Source organism: Accumulibacter sp. (genome assembly GCF_023806625.1).
In the GTDB taxonomy this organism is placed as follows: Bacteria; Pseudomonadota; Gammaproteobacteria; order Burkholderiales; family Rhodocyclaceae; genus Accumulibacter.
Genome location: NZ_JAMTDX010000095.1, coordinates 14,326 through 28,123 on the forward strand (window position 1 = coordinate 14,326; position 13,798 = coordinate 28,123).

Below are 13,798 nucleotides of genomic sequence, written 5' to 3' on the forward strand. Positions count from 1 at the left end.
GCGGGCGAGAACCCGCGTCGGGGCGCAACCTGCCGGCCGAGTGGCGGATGCTAGAATGCCGCTTTTTGCCGAAGGCCTGCTGTCATGGACCTGCCGCTCCTGCTCAAAGCCCTGATTCTCGGTATCGTCGAGGGAATCACCGAATTCCTGCCGGTTTCATCGACCGGCCACCTGATCCTCACTGGTGACCTGCTCGATTTCAACGACGAGCGCGGCAAGCTCTTCGAGATCGTCATCCAGTCGGGGGCCATGCTCGCGGTGTGCTGGGAATATCGAGCCAAGATCGCAGAGGTCGTTCTCGGCCTGCGCAGTGACCGGGCCGCGCGCCGGTTCGCGCTGAACATCCTCGCTGCCTTCCTGCCACTGGCAACCATCGGCCTCCTTTTCGGGAAGGCGATCAAGGCCCAACTGTTCAACGCGCCGGTCGTTGCCAGCGCGTTCATCATCGGCGGACTGATCATCCTCTGGGCCGAGCGACGCGAGCATCGCATCCGCATCGAGTCGGTCGACGAACTGACCCTCGGCGACGCGGTCAAGCTCGGCTTTGCGCAGGCGCTGGCGCTGATCCCGGGAACCTCACGCTCGGGAGCGACGATCATCGGCGGCCTGCTGTTGGGCCTCTCGCGCCGCGCGGCAACCGAGTTCTCCTTCTTCCTGGCCATGCCGACGCTGATCGGCGCGGCGATCTACCAGCTTTACAAGGAGAGGGCACTGCTCACCTTCGACGACGTCGGCATGTGGGCGGTCGGCTTCGTGGCCTCGTTCATCTCGGCTTTCTGGGCCGTGCGCGGACTGCTCCGCTACATCAGCACGCACGACTTCTCGATCTTTGCCTGGTACCGGATCGCCTTCGGCATCGTCGTGCTGTGGACCTGGCACTCCGGGTCGGTCTCCTGGACGAGCAGCTGACCGGCGGTGGATAGCCAGCCCGCCTGTATCCTGTACCTGCACGGCTTCTGCTCTTCGCCCGCGTCGTGGAAAGCACGGCTGCTCGGCGAGCGACTCGCTGCGCTCGGCCTCGCCGAGCGCCTCCTCTGCCCGGCTCTGCCACCCGTGCCGTTCGCCGCGATCGCCCTGGCGGAGTCGCTGCTCGCCCGATGCGCTGGAACGGTGACGTTGCTCGGCAGTTCGCTCGGCGGCTATTACGCGGCCTGGCTGGCCGAGAAGCACGACCTGCGCGCCGTGCTCGTCAATCCGGTGGTGATGGCGCCCGAACTGCTCGCCGGCCTCATCGGAGGGCACAGCAACTTCCATACCGGCGAGCACTTCGAGTTCACCAGCGAGCACGTCGACCAGCTGCGGGCACTCGAAGCCCCCCGCGTCACCCCCTTGCGCTATCTCCTGCTCGTCGAAACCGGAGACGAGGTGCTCGACTACCGGCAGGCCGTCAGCCGCTACGCCGGTAGCCGGCAGATCGTCCTCGAAGGCGGCGACCACAGCTTTCGCCGCTTCCCCGAATTCGTGCCGCAAATCCTTGAATTCTGCGGGTTATAATCGGCCGGATGCACGTACTCTTCGAAGAAGAAGGCGCCTTCCGGGCGGCCACGATCGTCGCCGACAACGACACGTCGCTGCAGGTCGAAGCCGTCTCGGGCAAGCGCAGCAAGATCAAGTCGGCGAATGTCCTGCTGCGCTTCGCGGATCCTCCGCCAGGCTCGCTGCTCGACGAGGCCGAGTCTCTGGCCAACGGGATGGAACCCGATTTCCTCTGGGAATGCGTCGGCGAGAACGAATTCTCGTTTGCCGATTTTGCCGGGGAATACTTCGGACACCAGGCGAACGCCGTCGAGGCGACGGCTCTGCTGCTTGCCCTGCACGCCGCGCCAATCTACTTCCACCGCAAGGGGAAGGGGCGTTTCCGGCGAGCGCCACCGGAGATTCTCCAGGCAGCACTCGCGGGCCTCGAAAGGAAGCGCCAGCAGGCACTGGCCATCGAGCGGATGGTCGGCGAGCTGCGCGCTTTCACGTTGCCCCGCGAGTTTCCACCGCTGCTCGCGCAACTGCTCTACAGACCCGATCGCAATCGTGGCGAGACACGGGCGCTCGAGCTCGCCTGCGCCGAAACGGGCCTTTCGCCAGTGCACCTTCTCGACCGGTGCGGAGCGATCCGCTCGGCCCACGACTACCATCTGCAGCGCTTCCTCTTCGAACAGTTTCCGCGCGGAACGGCCTTTCCGCCAACGCCGGAGCCGGCCGTCCCGAACGACCTGCCGCGTGCCGAGGTGCCTGCCTTCTCGATCGACGACGCGGCGACGACCGAGATCGATGACGCTTTCTCACTGCAGGCGCTGCCCGGCGTCGGCTGGCGAGTCGGCATCCATATCGCTGCACCGGCACTGGGCGTCGCACCTCAGTCGCCGCTCGACGAGGTCGCCCGGGCCAGGCTGTCGACGGTCTATCTGCCAGGCAGCAAGATCACCATGCTCCCTGGCACCGTGCTCGACGCGTTCACGCTCTCCGGAGGCCGCGACTGCCCTGCCCTGTCGCTCTACCTGACGGTGACCGAGGCTTTCGAGATCGTCGGCCACGAGTCGCGGATCGAGCGCGTTCCGGTCGTCGCCAACCTGCGCCATCACGACATCGAACCGCTGTTCAACGAGCAGACGATCGCCGCCGGTCTGCCGGATTTCGCCTTCCGCGACGAGTTGCTCGTGCTCTGGCGGCTGGCCAACGCCTGCGAAGGCCGGCGGGGCAAGCCTGCGGCGCTGCAGACGAACCTCGACTACAATTTCCGCATAGACGGGGACCTCGCCGATCCGGAAAGCTGTCGGGTGGAGATCGCCGCACGCCGGCGGGGTAGCCCGCTCGACAAACTCGTCGCCGAACTGATGATCGTCGCCAACAGCATCTGGGGTGGGCTACTCGCCGCACGCGGCGTGACCGCGATCTATCGCGTGAAGACCGGCGGCAAGGTGCGCATGAGCACCTCGCCGCAACCCCACGAAGGCCTCGGTGTGCCGCAGTACGCCTGGTCGTCTTCGCCACTGCGCCGTTACGTCGATCTGGTCAACCAGTGGCAGCTCGTCGCCTGCGTAAAGGGCGAGACGCCGCCGTTCGCCGCCCGCTCGGAAGCGCTCCACGCCGCCGTGCGCGATTTCGAGCTCACCTACGGCGCATACGCCGATTTCCAGCGGAGCATGGAACGTTACTGGTGCCTGCGTTGGCTGCGTCAGGAGGCGATCGAGACGATCGCGGCGACGATCGGCCGCGAAAACGTCGCTCGGCTCGACGGGCTTCCGCTGCAGCAGAGGGTGCCGTCGGCTCCGGAACTCAAACCCGGTGAGCGCATCCGCCTGGCCATCGGGTCGATCGATTATCTGACCCTCGGACTCGGCTGCCGCTATCTCGAAACGGTCTCGCCAGGTGCTGCCGGCGAAGCGGACGGTGCGATGGAAGCGATCGGGACAGCCGACTGAGCCTGGCAAGTGAACGCAGGATCGCGCCGACAGATCGAGCGATGGGTCGCCAGGTACCGGCTGGAACTGGCCCTTGGCGTGTCGTTGCTGGCGCACGCCGTGCTGCTCTCGCTGGAGTTCAGTTTTCCCGAAGCGTCGAGGGCATTCCGCGACCGCGGACTCGACATCATCCTGGTCAATACGCGTTCGCTGCAGCGACCCGACGCCGCTCAGGCGCAGGCCCAGGCCAACCTCGACGGGGGCGGCAACACCGAGCACGAACGTCGCACCAGGACGCCTCTGCCCCCGGCGCCGCGGCACCAGGAAGGCGACGATCTCGAGCACTCCGAGAAGCGCATCCAGTCGCTCGAGGCGCACCAGGAGCGGCTCGCCGCGCAGGCGGCAAGCCGCCAGACCGTCTCTCCGAAGACCGAAAGGACCGCCCAGCCCGATCCTGCACCGAATCTCAGCGGTCGCGAGCTGGCGCAGAGCGCTCTGGCGATGATGCGCGTCGAAGGTGAAATCGCCCGTGAACTCGACGACTACAACAAGCGGCCGCGACGGAAGTTCATCGGCACGAGCGCGATCGAGTACCGCTTTGCCCAGTACGCAGAGGAATGGCGGCTCAAGGTCGAGCGCGTCGGCACGCTGAACTACCCCGACGCTGCGCGCGGCAAGCTCTACGGCAGCCTGGTGATGACCGTCACCATCCGCAGTGACGGAACCGTCGAGGGGGTCGAAATCAACCGTTCGTCTGGCCACCGGATACTCGACGACGCTGCCCGGCGGATCGTCCAGCTCGCCGCTCCCTACGCAGCGTTCCCGCCGGCGATCCGTCACGACACCGACGTGCTCGAGATCACCCGAACGTGGAACTTCACCCAGCGCGACAGCCTCGAGACGAAAACAGTCGGGCGATGAGCGACCGTTACTGTGTCTTCGGCAACCCGGTTCACCACAGCCGGTCGCCGGCGATCCATCGAGCCTTTGCCGCGCAGTGTGCGCAGGACGTCTCGTACACGGCGATCCTCGCGCCGATCGGCGGCTTCACCGAGGCCGTCGGCGAGTTCGTCGCCAGCGGCGGCCGCGGCGCGAACGTGACGCTACCCTTCAAGGAAGAGGCGTTCGCGCTGGCCAGCCGGCTCAGCGAACGGGCGAGAATCGCCGGTGCGGTGAATACGCTCGACTTCGCGGGCCCAGGCATCCTCGGCGACAACACCGACGGCGCCGGCCTCGTGCAGGACCTGACCGGCAATCTGGGCCTGTCGATCGCCGGCCGGCGCGTTCTGCTGCTCGGTGCCGGCGGTGCGGCGCGCGGCGTTCTCGGGCCACTGCTCGAAGCCGGACCCAGACTTCTCGTCGTCGCCAACCGGACGGTCGCCAGGGCTCAGGCGCTGGCCAGGCGCTTCGCCGGAGTGGCCCGAGTGCATGCCTGCGGTTTCGACGATCTCGCCGGCGAGTCCTTCGATCTGGTGATCAACGCCACCTCGGCGAGCCTCACCGGAGACGTTCCGCCGCTGCCGAAGGGCCTCTTCGCTGCCGGCGCACTGGCCTACGACATGGTCTATGGCGATACTGAAACGCCCTTTCTGGGCTTGGCGAGGCGCCAGGGCGTGGAGCGTCTGGCCGACGGGCTGGGCATGCTCGTCGAGCAGGCAGCCGAATCGTTCCTCGTCTGGCGCGGCGTACGACCACAGACGACGCCGGTGATCGCCATGCTGCGTGTTGCCCGGCCGCCCGCCGGGCAGCGATGAACGCCCTGCTGTGGCTCAAGCGACTGGCGCTCGGCGCCCTCGCGCTGCTGGTCGCCTACCAGGTCTGGCTGTTCGGCTGGGTCCTCTGGTGGAACTGGGTCGACCCGGATACGACGCGCTTCATGAGCATCCGTCTCGAAGAGTTGCGGGCCAGGGATCCGCAGGCGCAGCTGCAGAAGCAGTGGATCGCCTACCCACGCATCTCGGTCAACCTCAAGCGGGCGATCATCGCCGCCGAGGACGCCCGCTTCGTCGATCACGAGGGATTCGACTGGGAGGGCATCCAGAAGGCGATCGAGAAGAACCAGAAGAAAGGGCGGGTCGTCGCCGGCGGATCGACGATTTCGCAACAGCTGGCCAAGAACCTCTTCCTGACCCCGGCACGGACGCCGTGGCGCAAGGCCGAGGAAGCGGTGATCACGCTGATGCTCGAGAGCGTCTGGAGCAAGCAGCGCATCCTCGAGGTCTACCTCAACGTCATCGAGTGGGGTGACGGCATCTTCGGCGCCGGAGCCGCGGCCCGCCACTATTACGGAATATCCGCCGCCCAGATCTCGCCGGAACAGGCGGCCCGTCTCGCCGGAATCGTTCCCAACCCGCGCTTCTACGACCGCAACCGCAACGCCCCCGGCCTTGCCCGGAAGACGGCGATCATCCTCGCGCGGATGCCGGCCGCCGAAGTGCCCTGAGCCCCTCACTTCGCCGGGCAGACCTGATCTCGTGGCACGGCGCTTCCTCCGGTCCCCGACGGCCGAGCCGGTTGTCGCGACCGGGAATCTGGCGGACAATCGGGGCGACGGGTCCGGTGGCCACGCCACCACCCGGAATTTCGCCCATCGACCTGAGGAGGACGCCATCGATGAAGCTCCGCACCCTTTCCCTGCTGCTCGTTCTCGGGGCGCTGGCTGCCTTCGCGGCGCTCAACTGGAGCTCCTTCGTCTCGCCGACTACGCTGTCGCTGGGCCTCGCCGAGGTCCAGGCGCCGCTCGGCCTGATCATGCTCGGCATGGTCGCCGTCCTGACGGCGATCTTTCTGGTGTTCGTCGTCTATGTCCAGGCGAGTGCGCTGTTCGATTCCCGGCGGCACGCGCAGGAACTCCAGGCGAATCGTGAGCTGGCCGACAAGGCCGAAGCGTCACGGTTCACCGAGCTGCGCGGATTCCTCGAAAGCGAACTGGCCAAGATCGCCGAGCGCTGTGGCACCGCGTCTCCGGCCGTAGACCCGGCTCTACTGGCCAGGCTCGACCGGCTCGAGGCGGCACTGCTGACCGCCGTCGAACAGTCGGGAAACGGCCTCGCGGCGTCGATCGGCGAACTCGAGGACCGTCTCGAAAGGGAAGGTGGTCTGCCGACGCTCAGGCCCTGAGCCAACGGCTCGCGTCGACAACCGGTCCCGCCCGCTTCCTTGCGCCGGCACCGACCGGGTGCGCGGGCTCGGGCGATCGCCTTGCAGCGGGCTTCGTCAGGCGCCGCGCCGGGCTGTGCCGGTTCTGCCGGAGTTGGCGGCCATCCCTCCCCGGGCCCCTCGTCCGCCGAGCTTACCGCCCTTCGCTGCCGGCTTCCCGGCCGGTCGAGGAGCGGCCGGCGGCAGCCGCGTCGCCGGCTCATGGCCGGCGACGACCGCAATGCGGATCGACTGCCTCGTGAAGCTCTCGATCTTCCGGACGCGGAAGCGCTCGCCATGGTTGACCAGCGAGATGGCCAACCCGCCACGACCGGCCCGACCGGTCCTGCCGATGCGGTGCACGTAGTCCTCGGCGCACCTCGGCAGATCGAAGTTGAAGACATGGGTGATCGACGGGACATCGATCCCGCGGGCGGCGACGTCGGTGGCCACCAGGATGCGCAACCGTCCGCGGCGCATCGCCTCGAGAGTGCGGTTACGGGCACTCTGGTGCATCTCGCCATGCAGCGCCGCAGCACTGAAGCCGGCCAGGTTGAGGCGATCGCAGACCGTGTCCGCGTCGCGCCGCGTGGCCGTGAACACCAGCGCCTGGCCGATCGTCGCATCGCGCAGCAGGTGATCGAGCAGGCGGTTCTTGTGTGCCAGATCATCGACGAAATGCAGCCTCTGCTCGATGTGCTCGTCCCCGGCCGCGGCTGCTCCAACCCGGATGCGCTCGGAGTCGCGGGTCATGCGCCGGGCCATGTCGCCGACGATTCCGTCGAGGGTGGCCGAAAACAGCAGCGTCTGGCGGGACGCCGGGGTCGTCGCGACGATGGCTTCGATGTCTTCGGCGAAGCCCATGTCGAGCATCCGGTCGGCTTCATCGAGGACCAGCGTGTCCAGCCGCGACAGGTCGATCCTTCGCGAACGGATATGGTCGACCAGTCGTCCAGGAGTCGCGACGACGATCGCGGGGTTGCCGGCAAGCAGTTGCAGCTGCTTCGCGTAAGGCATTCCGCCGACGACCGCCATGACCTTGACCTGCGGCAACTGCCGGGCGTACTTGCCCGCCGCGGCGGTGACCTGCTGGGCAAGCTCGCGGGTCGGCGTCAGGACAAGGACAACCGGCTGCGCCGGCTGGAAACGTCGGCCAGCCGAGTGCGTCCCCTTCGTCGTCCAGGGCCCGGCCTGCCTGAGGCCCGAAGAGGAGAGCGCGGCCTGGCTGCGAGCGGCCAGGCGATGTAGCGCGGGCAGCATGAACGCCGCGGTCTTTCCGGATCCGGTCTGCGCGGAAACGATCAGATCCTGTCCGCCGAGGGCAGCAGGGATCGCCCGCGTCTGGACGGGCGTCGGCTCGCCGTAGCCGGAATCGGCGAGGGCTTTGAGGAGGGCCTGGTGCAGGCCGAGTTCAGCAAAAGTCATGTCTTCTTTCGTGTCGATGATTTGCGCCACCCCGCAGGGCGGGCACGAGGGTCCATGGAGAGACTGCGGCAACGCCAGCCACGGAGAAGCTGGCAGACAGACGCTGGTCGATCGGCAGTCGTCCAAGCCTCTCGGCGCAGGAGATCCGTGCCGGAACGGCGCAGATCGGGTCGACACCAGAGGGCAGGAGGGCTTGAGGCAACGGCAGGCTCGCGGGGCCCGGAGCAGGCGGCTGGCGAGCCGAATGACAACCCGCGCATTGTAGCACCTGGAGGCCCGCGGCAGGAACCTCGGGGTCATCTCGCGGCGCTCTCGAACCGGGAGATTTCCGGACTCGGATGATAGAATTCCGAGCTTTGCCGGATCCCGGAAACTTCCCGCGGCAAACGACCGAGCTCATCACTGATCAACGGTAGAAACCATGTTCGTCGACCTAAGAGTTGGAAATCTCGTCGAGCCGCTGACCGGCCGGCGCTGGGAAAGCCCGGAGGTCGGTCGCCAGGTGGCCTTGCGCGTGGCACGTCTGCAGGCGCGCGGTCTGGCCCGAGGTGACCGCGTCTTCCTGCCCTTCGGCAACCGCCTGGAGTTTTTCGCCGAGCTCCTGGCGATCTGGAAGCTCGGCGGTTGCGCAGTGCCGATCGATGCCCGTCTGACCCCCTTCGAAGTCGAGACGCTGGCCGCTGCCGCCGACCCGCGCCTGGCGATCGTCGACGACGAGACCGACGGACGCGTCGTCGCTTCGCTCGGCGCCGCCGGTATCGGCGTCGTCAACACGGCCGAGACGGGCAGCGAGCAAGGCACCGCCTGCCTGAGCCAACTCGACGACGACGCACTGATCCTGTTCACCTCGGGTTCGACCGGTGCGCCGAAAGGCGTGGTGCACACCCACCGGTCGCTGCGCGCCCGCTGGATCAGCCTCCACGAGGCGCTCGGCAGCGCTGCCTTTGCCCGGACGCTGTGCGTCCTGCCCACCCATTTCGGTCACGGACTGATCTGCAACTGCCTGTTTCCCTGGCTTGCCGGCCAGGATCTCTTGGTCACCCCGCCGTTCCGGCCGGACATCATCATGCGCCTCGGCGCGCTGCTCGACGAACATCGGATCACCTTCATGTCGTCGGTCCCGGCGGTCTGGAAACTGGCCCTGAAGATCGCCCGACCGCCGCAGGCCGGAACGCTGCAGCGCGTCCATTGCGGCTCGGCGCCGCTTTCGGCGGCGACCTGGAACGACATCCGGCGGTGGACCGGCGCACGCCAGGTCTGCAATTCGTATGGGATCACCGAAACCGGCAGCTGGGTCGCCGGCCTCGCCGACGCCGACTGTCCGGCCGAGGACGGCCTGATCGGCGAAGGCTGGGGCGCGCGGGTCAAGGTCCTGCGCACTTCGGACACCGCGCGTCCGCTCGCCGCCGAAGACGAATGTGCGGTCGGTGAATCGGGTTTCGTCTGGCTCAATACTCCGGCATTGATGAAAGGCTACTTCCAGCGTGACGACCTGACCCGCCAGGCGGTCGTCGACGGCTGGTTCCTGACCGGCGACATCGGCCTGATCGACGAGCACGGCCGGCTGCTCCTGCGCGGTCGTGAGCGTGACGAGATCAACAAGGGAGGCATGAAGATCTATCCGGCCGACGTCGACGCGGTCGTCGAGCGCTTCGCCCAGGCCAGCGACGTGTGCACCTTCGCGCTCGACGACCCCATGTACGGGCAGACGGTGGGGATCGCCGTGGTCATGAGCCGGCAGGACGACGAGACGATCCGCGCTCTCCACGGCTGGATGAAGGAGCACCTCGCCGAGGCGAAGATGCCCGTGCGCTGGTGGCTGATCGACGAAATCCCGCGGACCTCGCGCGGCAAGATCAACCGCGATGCGGTCAAGGCGGCGTGCAGCGAACTGCCGGCGCTCGACCTGACGCGCATCCTCGCCGACGGAGGCAGCCGATGAACGCCAACCGGCAGCAAAGGCGCGAGCACCTGCAGCAGTTTCTGCGCAGCATCCAGAAACCCGGCAGGTCGCTCGAGAGCATCGGTGACGACGACGGGCTGGTCACCTCGGGGCTGATCGACTCGCTGGCGCTCGTCCAGATCGTGCTCTATCTCGAGGAAAACTATGGGATCGACTTCGCCGCGCGCGGCTTCGACCCGGACCGGCTCGCCTCGATCGCGAGCATCCTTGACCTGATTGAGGAAAGCCGTTGATGGGTACCGAGAACAGACCGCTGAACACCTCACCCGGCCAGCGCCTGCGCCAGGCGATCGCCAGCAACGAGCGCGTCCTGCCGTTCATCGGCGTCTATGACGTCTTCTCCGCCTCGCTTGCCGGACGGCATTTCGACGGCCTGTTCGTCAGCGGCTTCGGTTTCGCGGCCAGCCACTACGGGCTGCCCGACGTCGGCTTCGTCACCTGGACCGACATTCTCGCCTACGTCCAGCGGCTGCGCACGGTGCTCCCCACGCACCATCTGCTGGTCGACATCGACGATGGCTACTGCGACCCCGAGGTCGCCTGCCATGTCGTTTCGGTGCTCGAATCGGTCGGCGCATCGGGAGTCGTGCTCGAGGACCAGAAGCGGCCGCGCCGCTGCGGCCACTTCGAGGGCAAGCAGATCATGGAACTCGACGAGTATCTGGCCAAGCTCAGGATGGTCCTGGCCAAGCGCCGCGACCTCGTCATCGTCGCGCGCACCGACACCTCCGACCAGGAAGACATGGCCCGCCGCGTCCAGGCCTTTGCCGAAGCCGGCGCCGACGCGGTGCTGATCGACGGTCTGCCGACGCTGGACATCGTGCGCCGCCTGTCGAAGCTCGTCGACCGCCCGTTCTGCTTCAACCAGATCGCCGGCGGCAAGTCGCCTCCGTGCACGCTCGCCGACCTGCACCAGGCCGGCGTGTCGATGGCCATCTACAGCACGCCCTGCCTGTTCGCCGCGCAGGCGGCGATCGAAGACGCGATGGCCGATCTGCGCGGGCGCGACGGAACGCTCGAGGGAAACCCGATCGGCGTTCCCGACTGCAACCGGGTGCTCACCGACAACCTCGAGCGCCGCGACAAGCGGCCCTGATCGCGCCCGGCGCCACCCGGGCAACTGCGCCCGAGGCGATCGCTCGTCCACCGCCGCGCGCACCAGGCGCCTTCCGACCGTCAGCGAGTCCGCAGGCCGGCGGGTTCACCGGCGCAGCACCCGGAGCACCTTTGCCAGCCGCGACAACGACCGGCCCGATGCACCGTAGCGGTGCGCAGCGCTTCGCCGGCGCACCATCTGCTCGCGCGAATCGCCGATCAGCGGCCGCCCGGACCTTGAGTCTCAAGTGCTTGGAAAGTCTGGCACGCTTTCTGCTTGAATCTGACGGAACAACAGCAGCGGTGAGCGTCATGAGCACGGATGGCTACAACGAAATGTATGCGAACGGCGGAGCGCTGCGCCCGCACTACGAAGCTTTCGCGGAGTGGCTGGCGAACACGCCCGTCGAACGTCTGGTGCGCAAGCGCGCCGAGGCGGACACGGCCTTCCGCCGCGTCGGAATCACCTTCGCCGTTTACGGCGAGGAAGCCGGGACCGAAAGGCTGATTCCCTTCGACGTCATCCCGCGGATCATCCCGGCAGCGGAATGGCAGGCGCTCGAGGCGGGGCTGCACCAGCGGGTCAGGACACTCAACGCCTTTCTGCACGACATCTACCACGATCAGGAGATCCTGCGCGCGGGCCGGATTCCGGCCGACCAGGTGCTCAACAACGCGCAGTTCCGCAAGGAGATGATGGGCATCGACGTACCCGCCGGGATTTACGCGCACATCGCCGGCGTGGACATCGTGCGCGCCGGGGCCGGCGAGTCGTACGTGCTCGAGGACAACCTGCGCGTGCCGTCGGGCGTGTCGTACATGATCGAGGACCGCAAGATGATGATGCGGCTCTTCCCGGAGCTGTTCTCGCGGCACATGATCGCCCCGGTGCAGCATTATCCCGACATGCTGCTCGAGAACCTGCGCACCGTCGCCCCGAAGGGAGTGGCCAACCCGACGGTCGTCCTGCTGACGCCCGGCGCGTACAACAGCGCCTACTTCGAGCACACCTTCCTCGCCCAGCAGATGGGCATCGAACTCGTCGAGGGCAGGGATCTGTTCGTCAGCAACGAGCAGGTTTTCATGCGCACGACCCAGGGTCCGCGGCAGGTCGACGTGATCTACCGACGAATCGACGACGACTTCCTCGACCCTCTGGTCTTCAACAGGGATTCGATGCTCGGCGTCCCCGGGTTGCTCGCCGCCTATCGCGCAGGCCATGTCACTCTGGCCAACGCGATCGGTACCGGAGTCGCCGACGACAAGTCGATCTATCCGTACGTACCCGAGATGATCCGCTTCTACCTCGGCGAGGAGCCACTGCTCAACAACGTCCCCACGTGGATGCTGCGCAAGCCCGATGACCTGCGCTACGTCCTCGACCACCTCTCCGAACTGGTCGTCAAGGAAGTCCATGGCGCCGGCGGCTACGGCATGCTCGTCGGCCCGGCGTCGACCCGGGCGGAGATCGAGGCCTTCCGGGCGCGCATCGTTGCCACGCCCGAAAAGTACATCGCCCAGCCGACGCTCGCGCTGTCGAGTTGCCCGACCTTCGTCGAGACCGGCATCGCCCCGCGACACATCGACCTGCGGCCGTTCGTGCTCTCCGGAAAGCGCGTCGGCATGGTGCCCGGCGGACTGACGCGCGTCGCGCTGCGCGAGGGCTCGCTGGTCGTCAACTCATCCCAGGGCGGTGGAACGAAGGACACCTGGGTACTCGAAAACTGAACCGGAGCGAATCAACCTCTGCGCTTTACGGAGAGTCGGGATGCTGAGCCGCACTGCTGATCACCTCTACTGGATGGCGCGCTACACCGAGCGCGCCGAGAACCTCGCGCGTCTGCTCGACGTGTCCTATCAGATGTCGCTGGTCCCTCAATCGCTTGCCTCGCAGAACGAGAACTGGCGCGCACTGCTCGCCCTGAACAGCCTCGAAGACGCCTTTGCCGTATCCTACGGCGAGGTCAACGTCGAGAATGTCCTGCGCTTCATGGTCTGTGATCCGGCCAACCCTTCGTCGATCTACAGCTGCCTGCGGGTGGCGCGCGAGAACGCCCACGCCGTGCGCGGGACGATGACCGCGGAAATGTGGGAAAGCGTCAACGCGACGTGGATCGAACTCCGCCAGCAGGACTTCGAGCACATCCTGGCGCGCGGCGTCAGCGAGTTCTTCGACTGGGTCAAGCTGCGCTCGGCGGTGATCCGCGGCGTCACCTTCGGGACGATGCTCAAGGACGATGCGCTGCATTTCATCCGCCTCGGTGGCCTGATCGAGCGCGGTGACAACACCGCGCGCACCCTGGACATGCAGTACCACATCCTGCGCCAGAACGACGACGAAGGCGCCAGCGACTTCTACCGCTGGGGTTCGCTGCTCCGCTCGCTGTCGGCCTTCCAGGTCTATCGCAAGGTCTATCGCGACGCGATCGTCCCGGCGCGCGTCGCCGAACTGCTGATCCTGCGCATGGACATGCCGCGGTCGCTCCATGCCTGCGCAGACGGCATCGTGCGCATGCTCCAGCTGATCGCCAACGACTCTTCTGCGGAAACCGAAAGGCTCGCCGGGGTTCTCCACGCCAGGCTGCACTTCGGACGCATCGAGGAGGTGCTCGCTGAAGGATTGCACGAGTATCTGACCGACTACATGGACCGTATCTATGAACTCGGCGAAGGAATCAGCCGCGACTTCCTGATCGCTTCCTGAGCAGTCGGCGGAACAGCCACGCCGTCGGGTTCGCCCGATCCGCCCGGGCGGGGTTGACTTGCCTCATTCCCGGTCTAT

General features: G+C 66.9%; 13 protein-coding genes. 12 read left to right on the forward strand and 1 reads right to left on the reverse strand.

Features of this window, described 5'->3' with window-relative positions; all coding sequences use genetic code 11:
* Window positions 1-84: 84 nt before the first annotated feature.
* From NFW05_RS15015 to NFW05_RS15045, 7 genes are all read left to right on the forward strand, one after another.
* Complete coding sequence (locus NFW05_RS15015; protein WP_295308637.1) at window positions 85-909, forward strand: undecaprenyl-diphosphate phosphatase; 825 nt, start codon at window positions 85-87, stop codon at window positions 907-909.
* Window positions 910-915: 6 nt separating this feature from the next.
* On the forward strand, window positions 916-1,494 hold the full coding sequence (locus NFW05_RS15020; protein WP_295308640.1) for a YqiA/YcfP family alpha/beta fold hydrolase: 579 nt from the start codon (window positions 916-918) through the stop codon (window positions 1,492-1,494).
* A gap of 8 nt (window positions 1,495-1,502) precedes the next feature.
* Window positions 1,503-3,416: an RNB domain-containing ribonuclease gene (locus NFW05_RS15025; RefSeq protein WP_295308643.1), complete on the forward strand. Its 1,914-nt coding sequence runs from the start codon at window positions 1,503-1,505 to the stop codon at window positions 3,414-3,416.
* Window positions 3,417-3,425: 9 nt separating this feature from the next.
* Entirely contained in the window at window positions 3,426-4,316 is an 891-nt protein-coding gene (locus tag NFW05_RS15030; RefSeq protein ID WP_295308646.1) for an energy transducer TonB, read from the forward strand.
* A complete protein-coding gene (aroE, locus tag NFW05_RS15035; protein WP_295308649.1) occupies window positions 4,313-5,149 on the forward strand; it encodes a shikimate dehydrogenase in 837 nt (278 codons plus the stop codon). Before NFW05_RS15030 ends, aroE begins: the two co-directional genes overlap by 4 nt.
* Window positions 5,146-5,838, forward strand: coding sequence for a monofunctional biosynthetic peptidoglycan transglycosylase (gene mtgA, locus NFW05_RS15040; protein WP_295308652.1), 693 nt, complete (start codon window positions 5,146-5,148; stop codon window positions 5,836-5,838). Before aroE ends, mtgA begins: the two co-directional genes overlap by 4 nt.
* A 170-nt stretch (window positions 5,839-6,008) precedes the next feature.
* On the forward strand, window positions 6,009-6,515 hold the full coding sequence (locus NFW05_RS15045; protein ID WP_295308655.1) for a LapA family protein: 507 nt from the start codon (window positions 6,009-6,011) through the stop codon (window positions 6,513-6,515).
* 96 nt (window positions 6,516-6,611) lie between these two features.
* Here NFW05_RS15045 and NFW05_RS15050 read toward each other — a convergent pair whose 3' ends face one another.
* Complete coding sequence (locus NFW05_RS15050) at window positions 6,612-7,958, reverse strand: DEAD/DEAH box helicase (RefSeq protein ID WP_295308658.1); 1,347 nt, start codon at window positions 7,956-7,958, stop codon at window positions 6,612-6,614.
* A 421-nt stretch (window positions 7,959-8,379) separates the two neighbouring features.
* Here NFW05_RS15050 and NFW05_RS15055 point away from each other — a divergent pair, with 421 nt between their 5' ends.
* The 5 genes from NFW05_RS15055 to NFW05_RS15075 all read left to right on the forward strand — a co-directional run bounded on the left by NFW05_RS15055 (window position 8,380) and on the right by NFW05_RS15075 (window position 13,720).
* Entirely contained in the window at window positions 8,380-9,900 is a 1,521-nt protein-coding gene (locus tag NFW05_RS15055) for a class I adenylate-forming enzyme family protein (protein WP_295308661.1), read from the forward strand.
* Window positions 9,897-10,154 (forward strand): phosphopantetheine-binding protein, encoded by a 258-nt coding sequence (locus tag NFW05_RS15060; protein ID WP_295308664.1) that lies wholly within the window; start codon window positions 9,897-9,899, stop codon window positions 10,152-10,154. Before NFW05_RS15055 ends, NFW05_RS15060 begins: the two co-directional genes overlap by 4 nt.
* Window positions 10,154-11,017 (forward strand): isocitrate lyase/PEP mutase family protein, encoded by an 864-nt coding sequence (locus NFW05_RS15065; protein WP_295308667.1) that lies wholly within the window; start codon window positions 10,154-10,156, stop codon window positions 11,015-11,017. Before NFW05_RS15060 ends, NFW05_RS15065 begins: the two co-directional genes overlap by 1 nt.
* 311 nt (window positions 11,018-11,328) lie before the next feature.
* Window positions 11,329-12,744 carry a circularly permuted type 2 ATP-grasp protein gene (locus tag NFW05_RS15070; RefSeq protein WP_295308670.1) on the forward strand — a complete coding sequence of 472 codons (1,416 nt, stop codon included), beginning with the start codon at window positions 11,329-11,331 and terminating at the stop codon, window positions 12,742-12,744.
* Between the two features lie 40 nt (window positions 12,745-12,784).
* The gene (locus NFW05_RS15075; protein ID WP_295308672.1) at window positions 12,785-13,720 is read left to right on the forward strand and encodes an alpha-E domain-containing protein; all 936 of its coding nucleotides are present in this window, start codon (window positions 12,785-12,787) and stop codon (window positions 13,718-13,720) included.
* Window positions 13,721-13,798 lie beyond the last annotated feature (78 nt).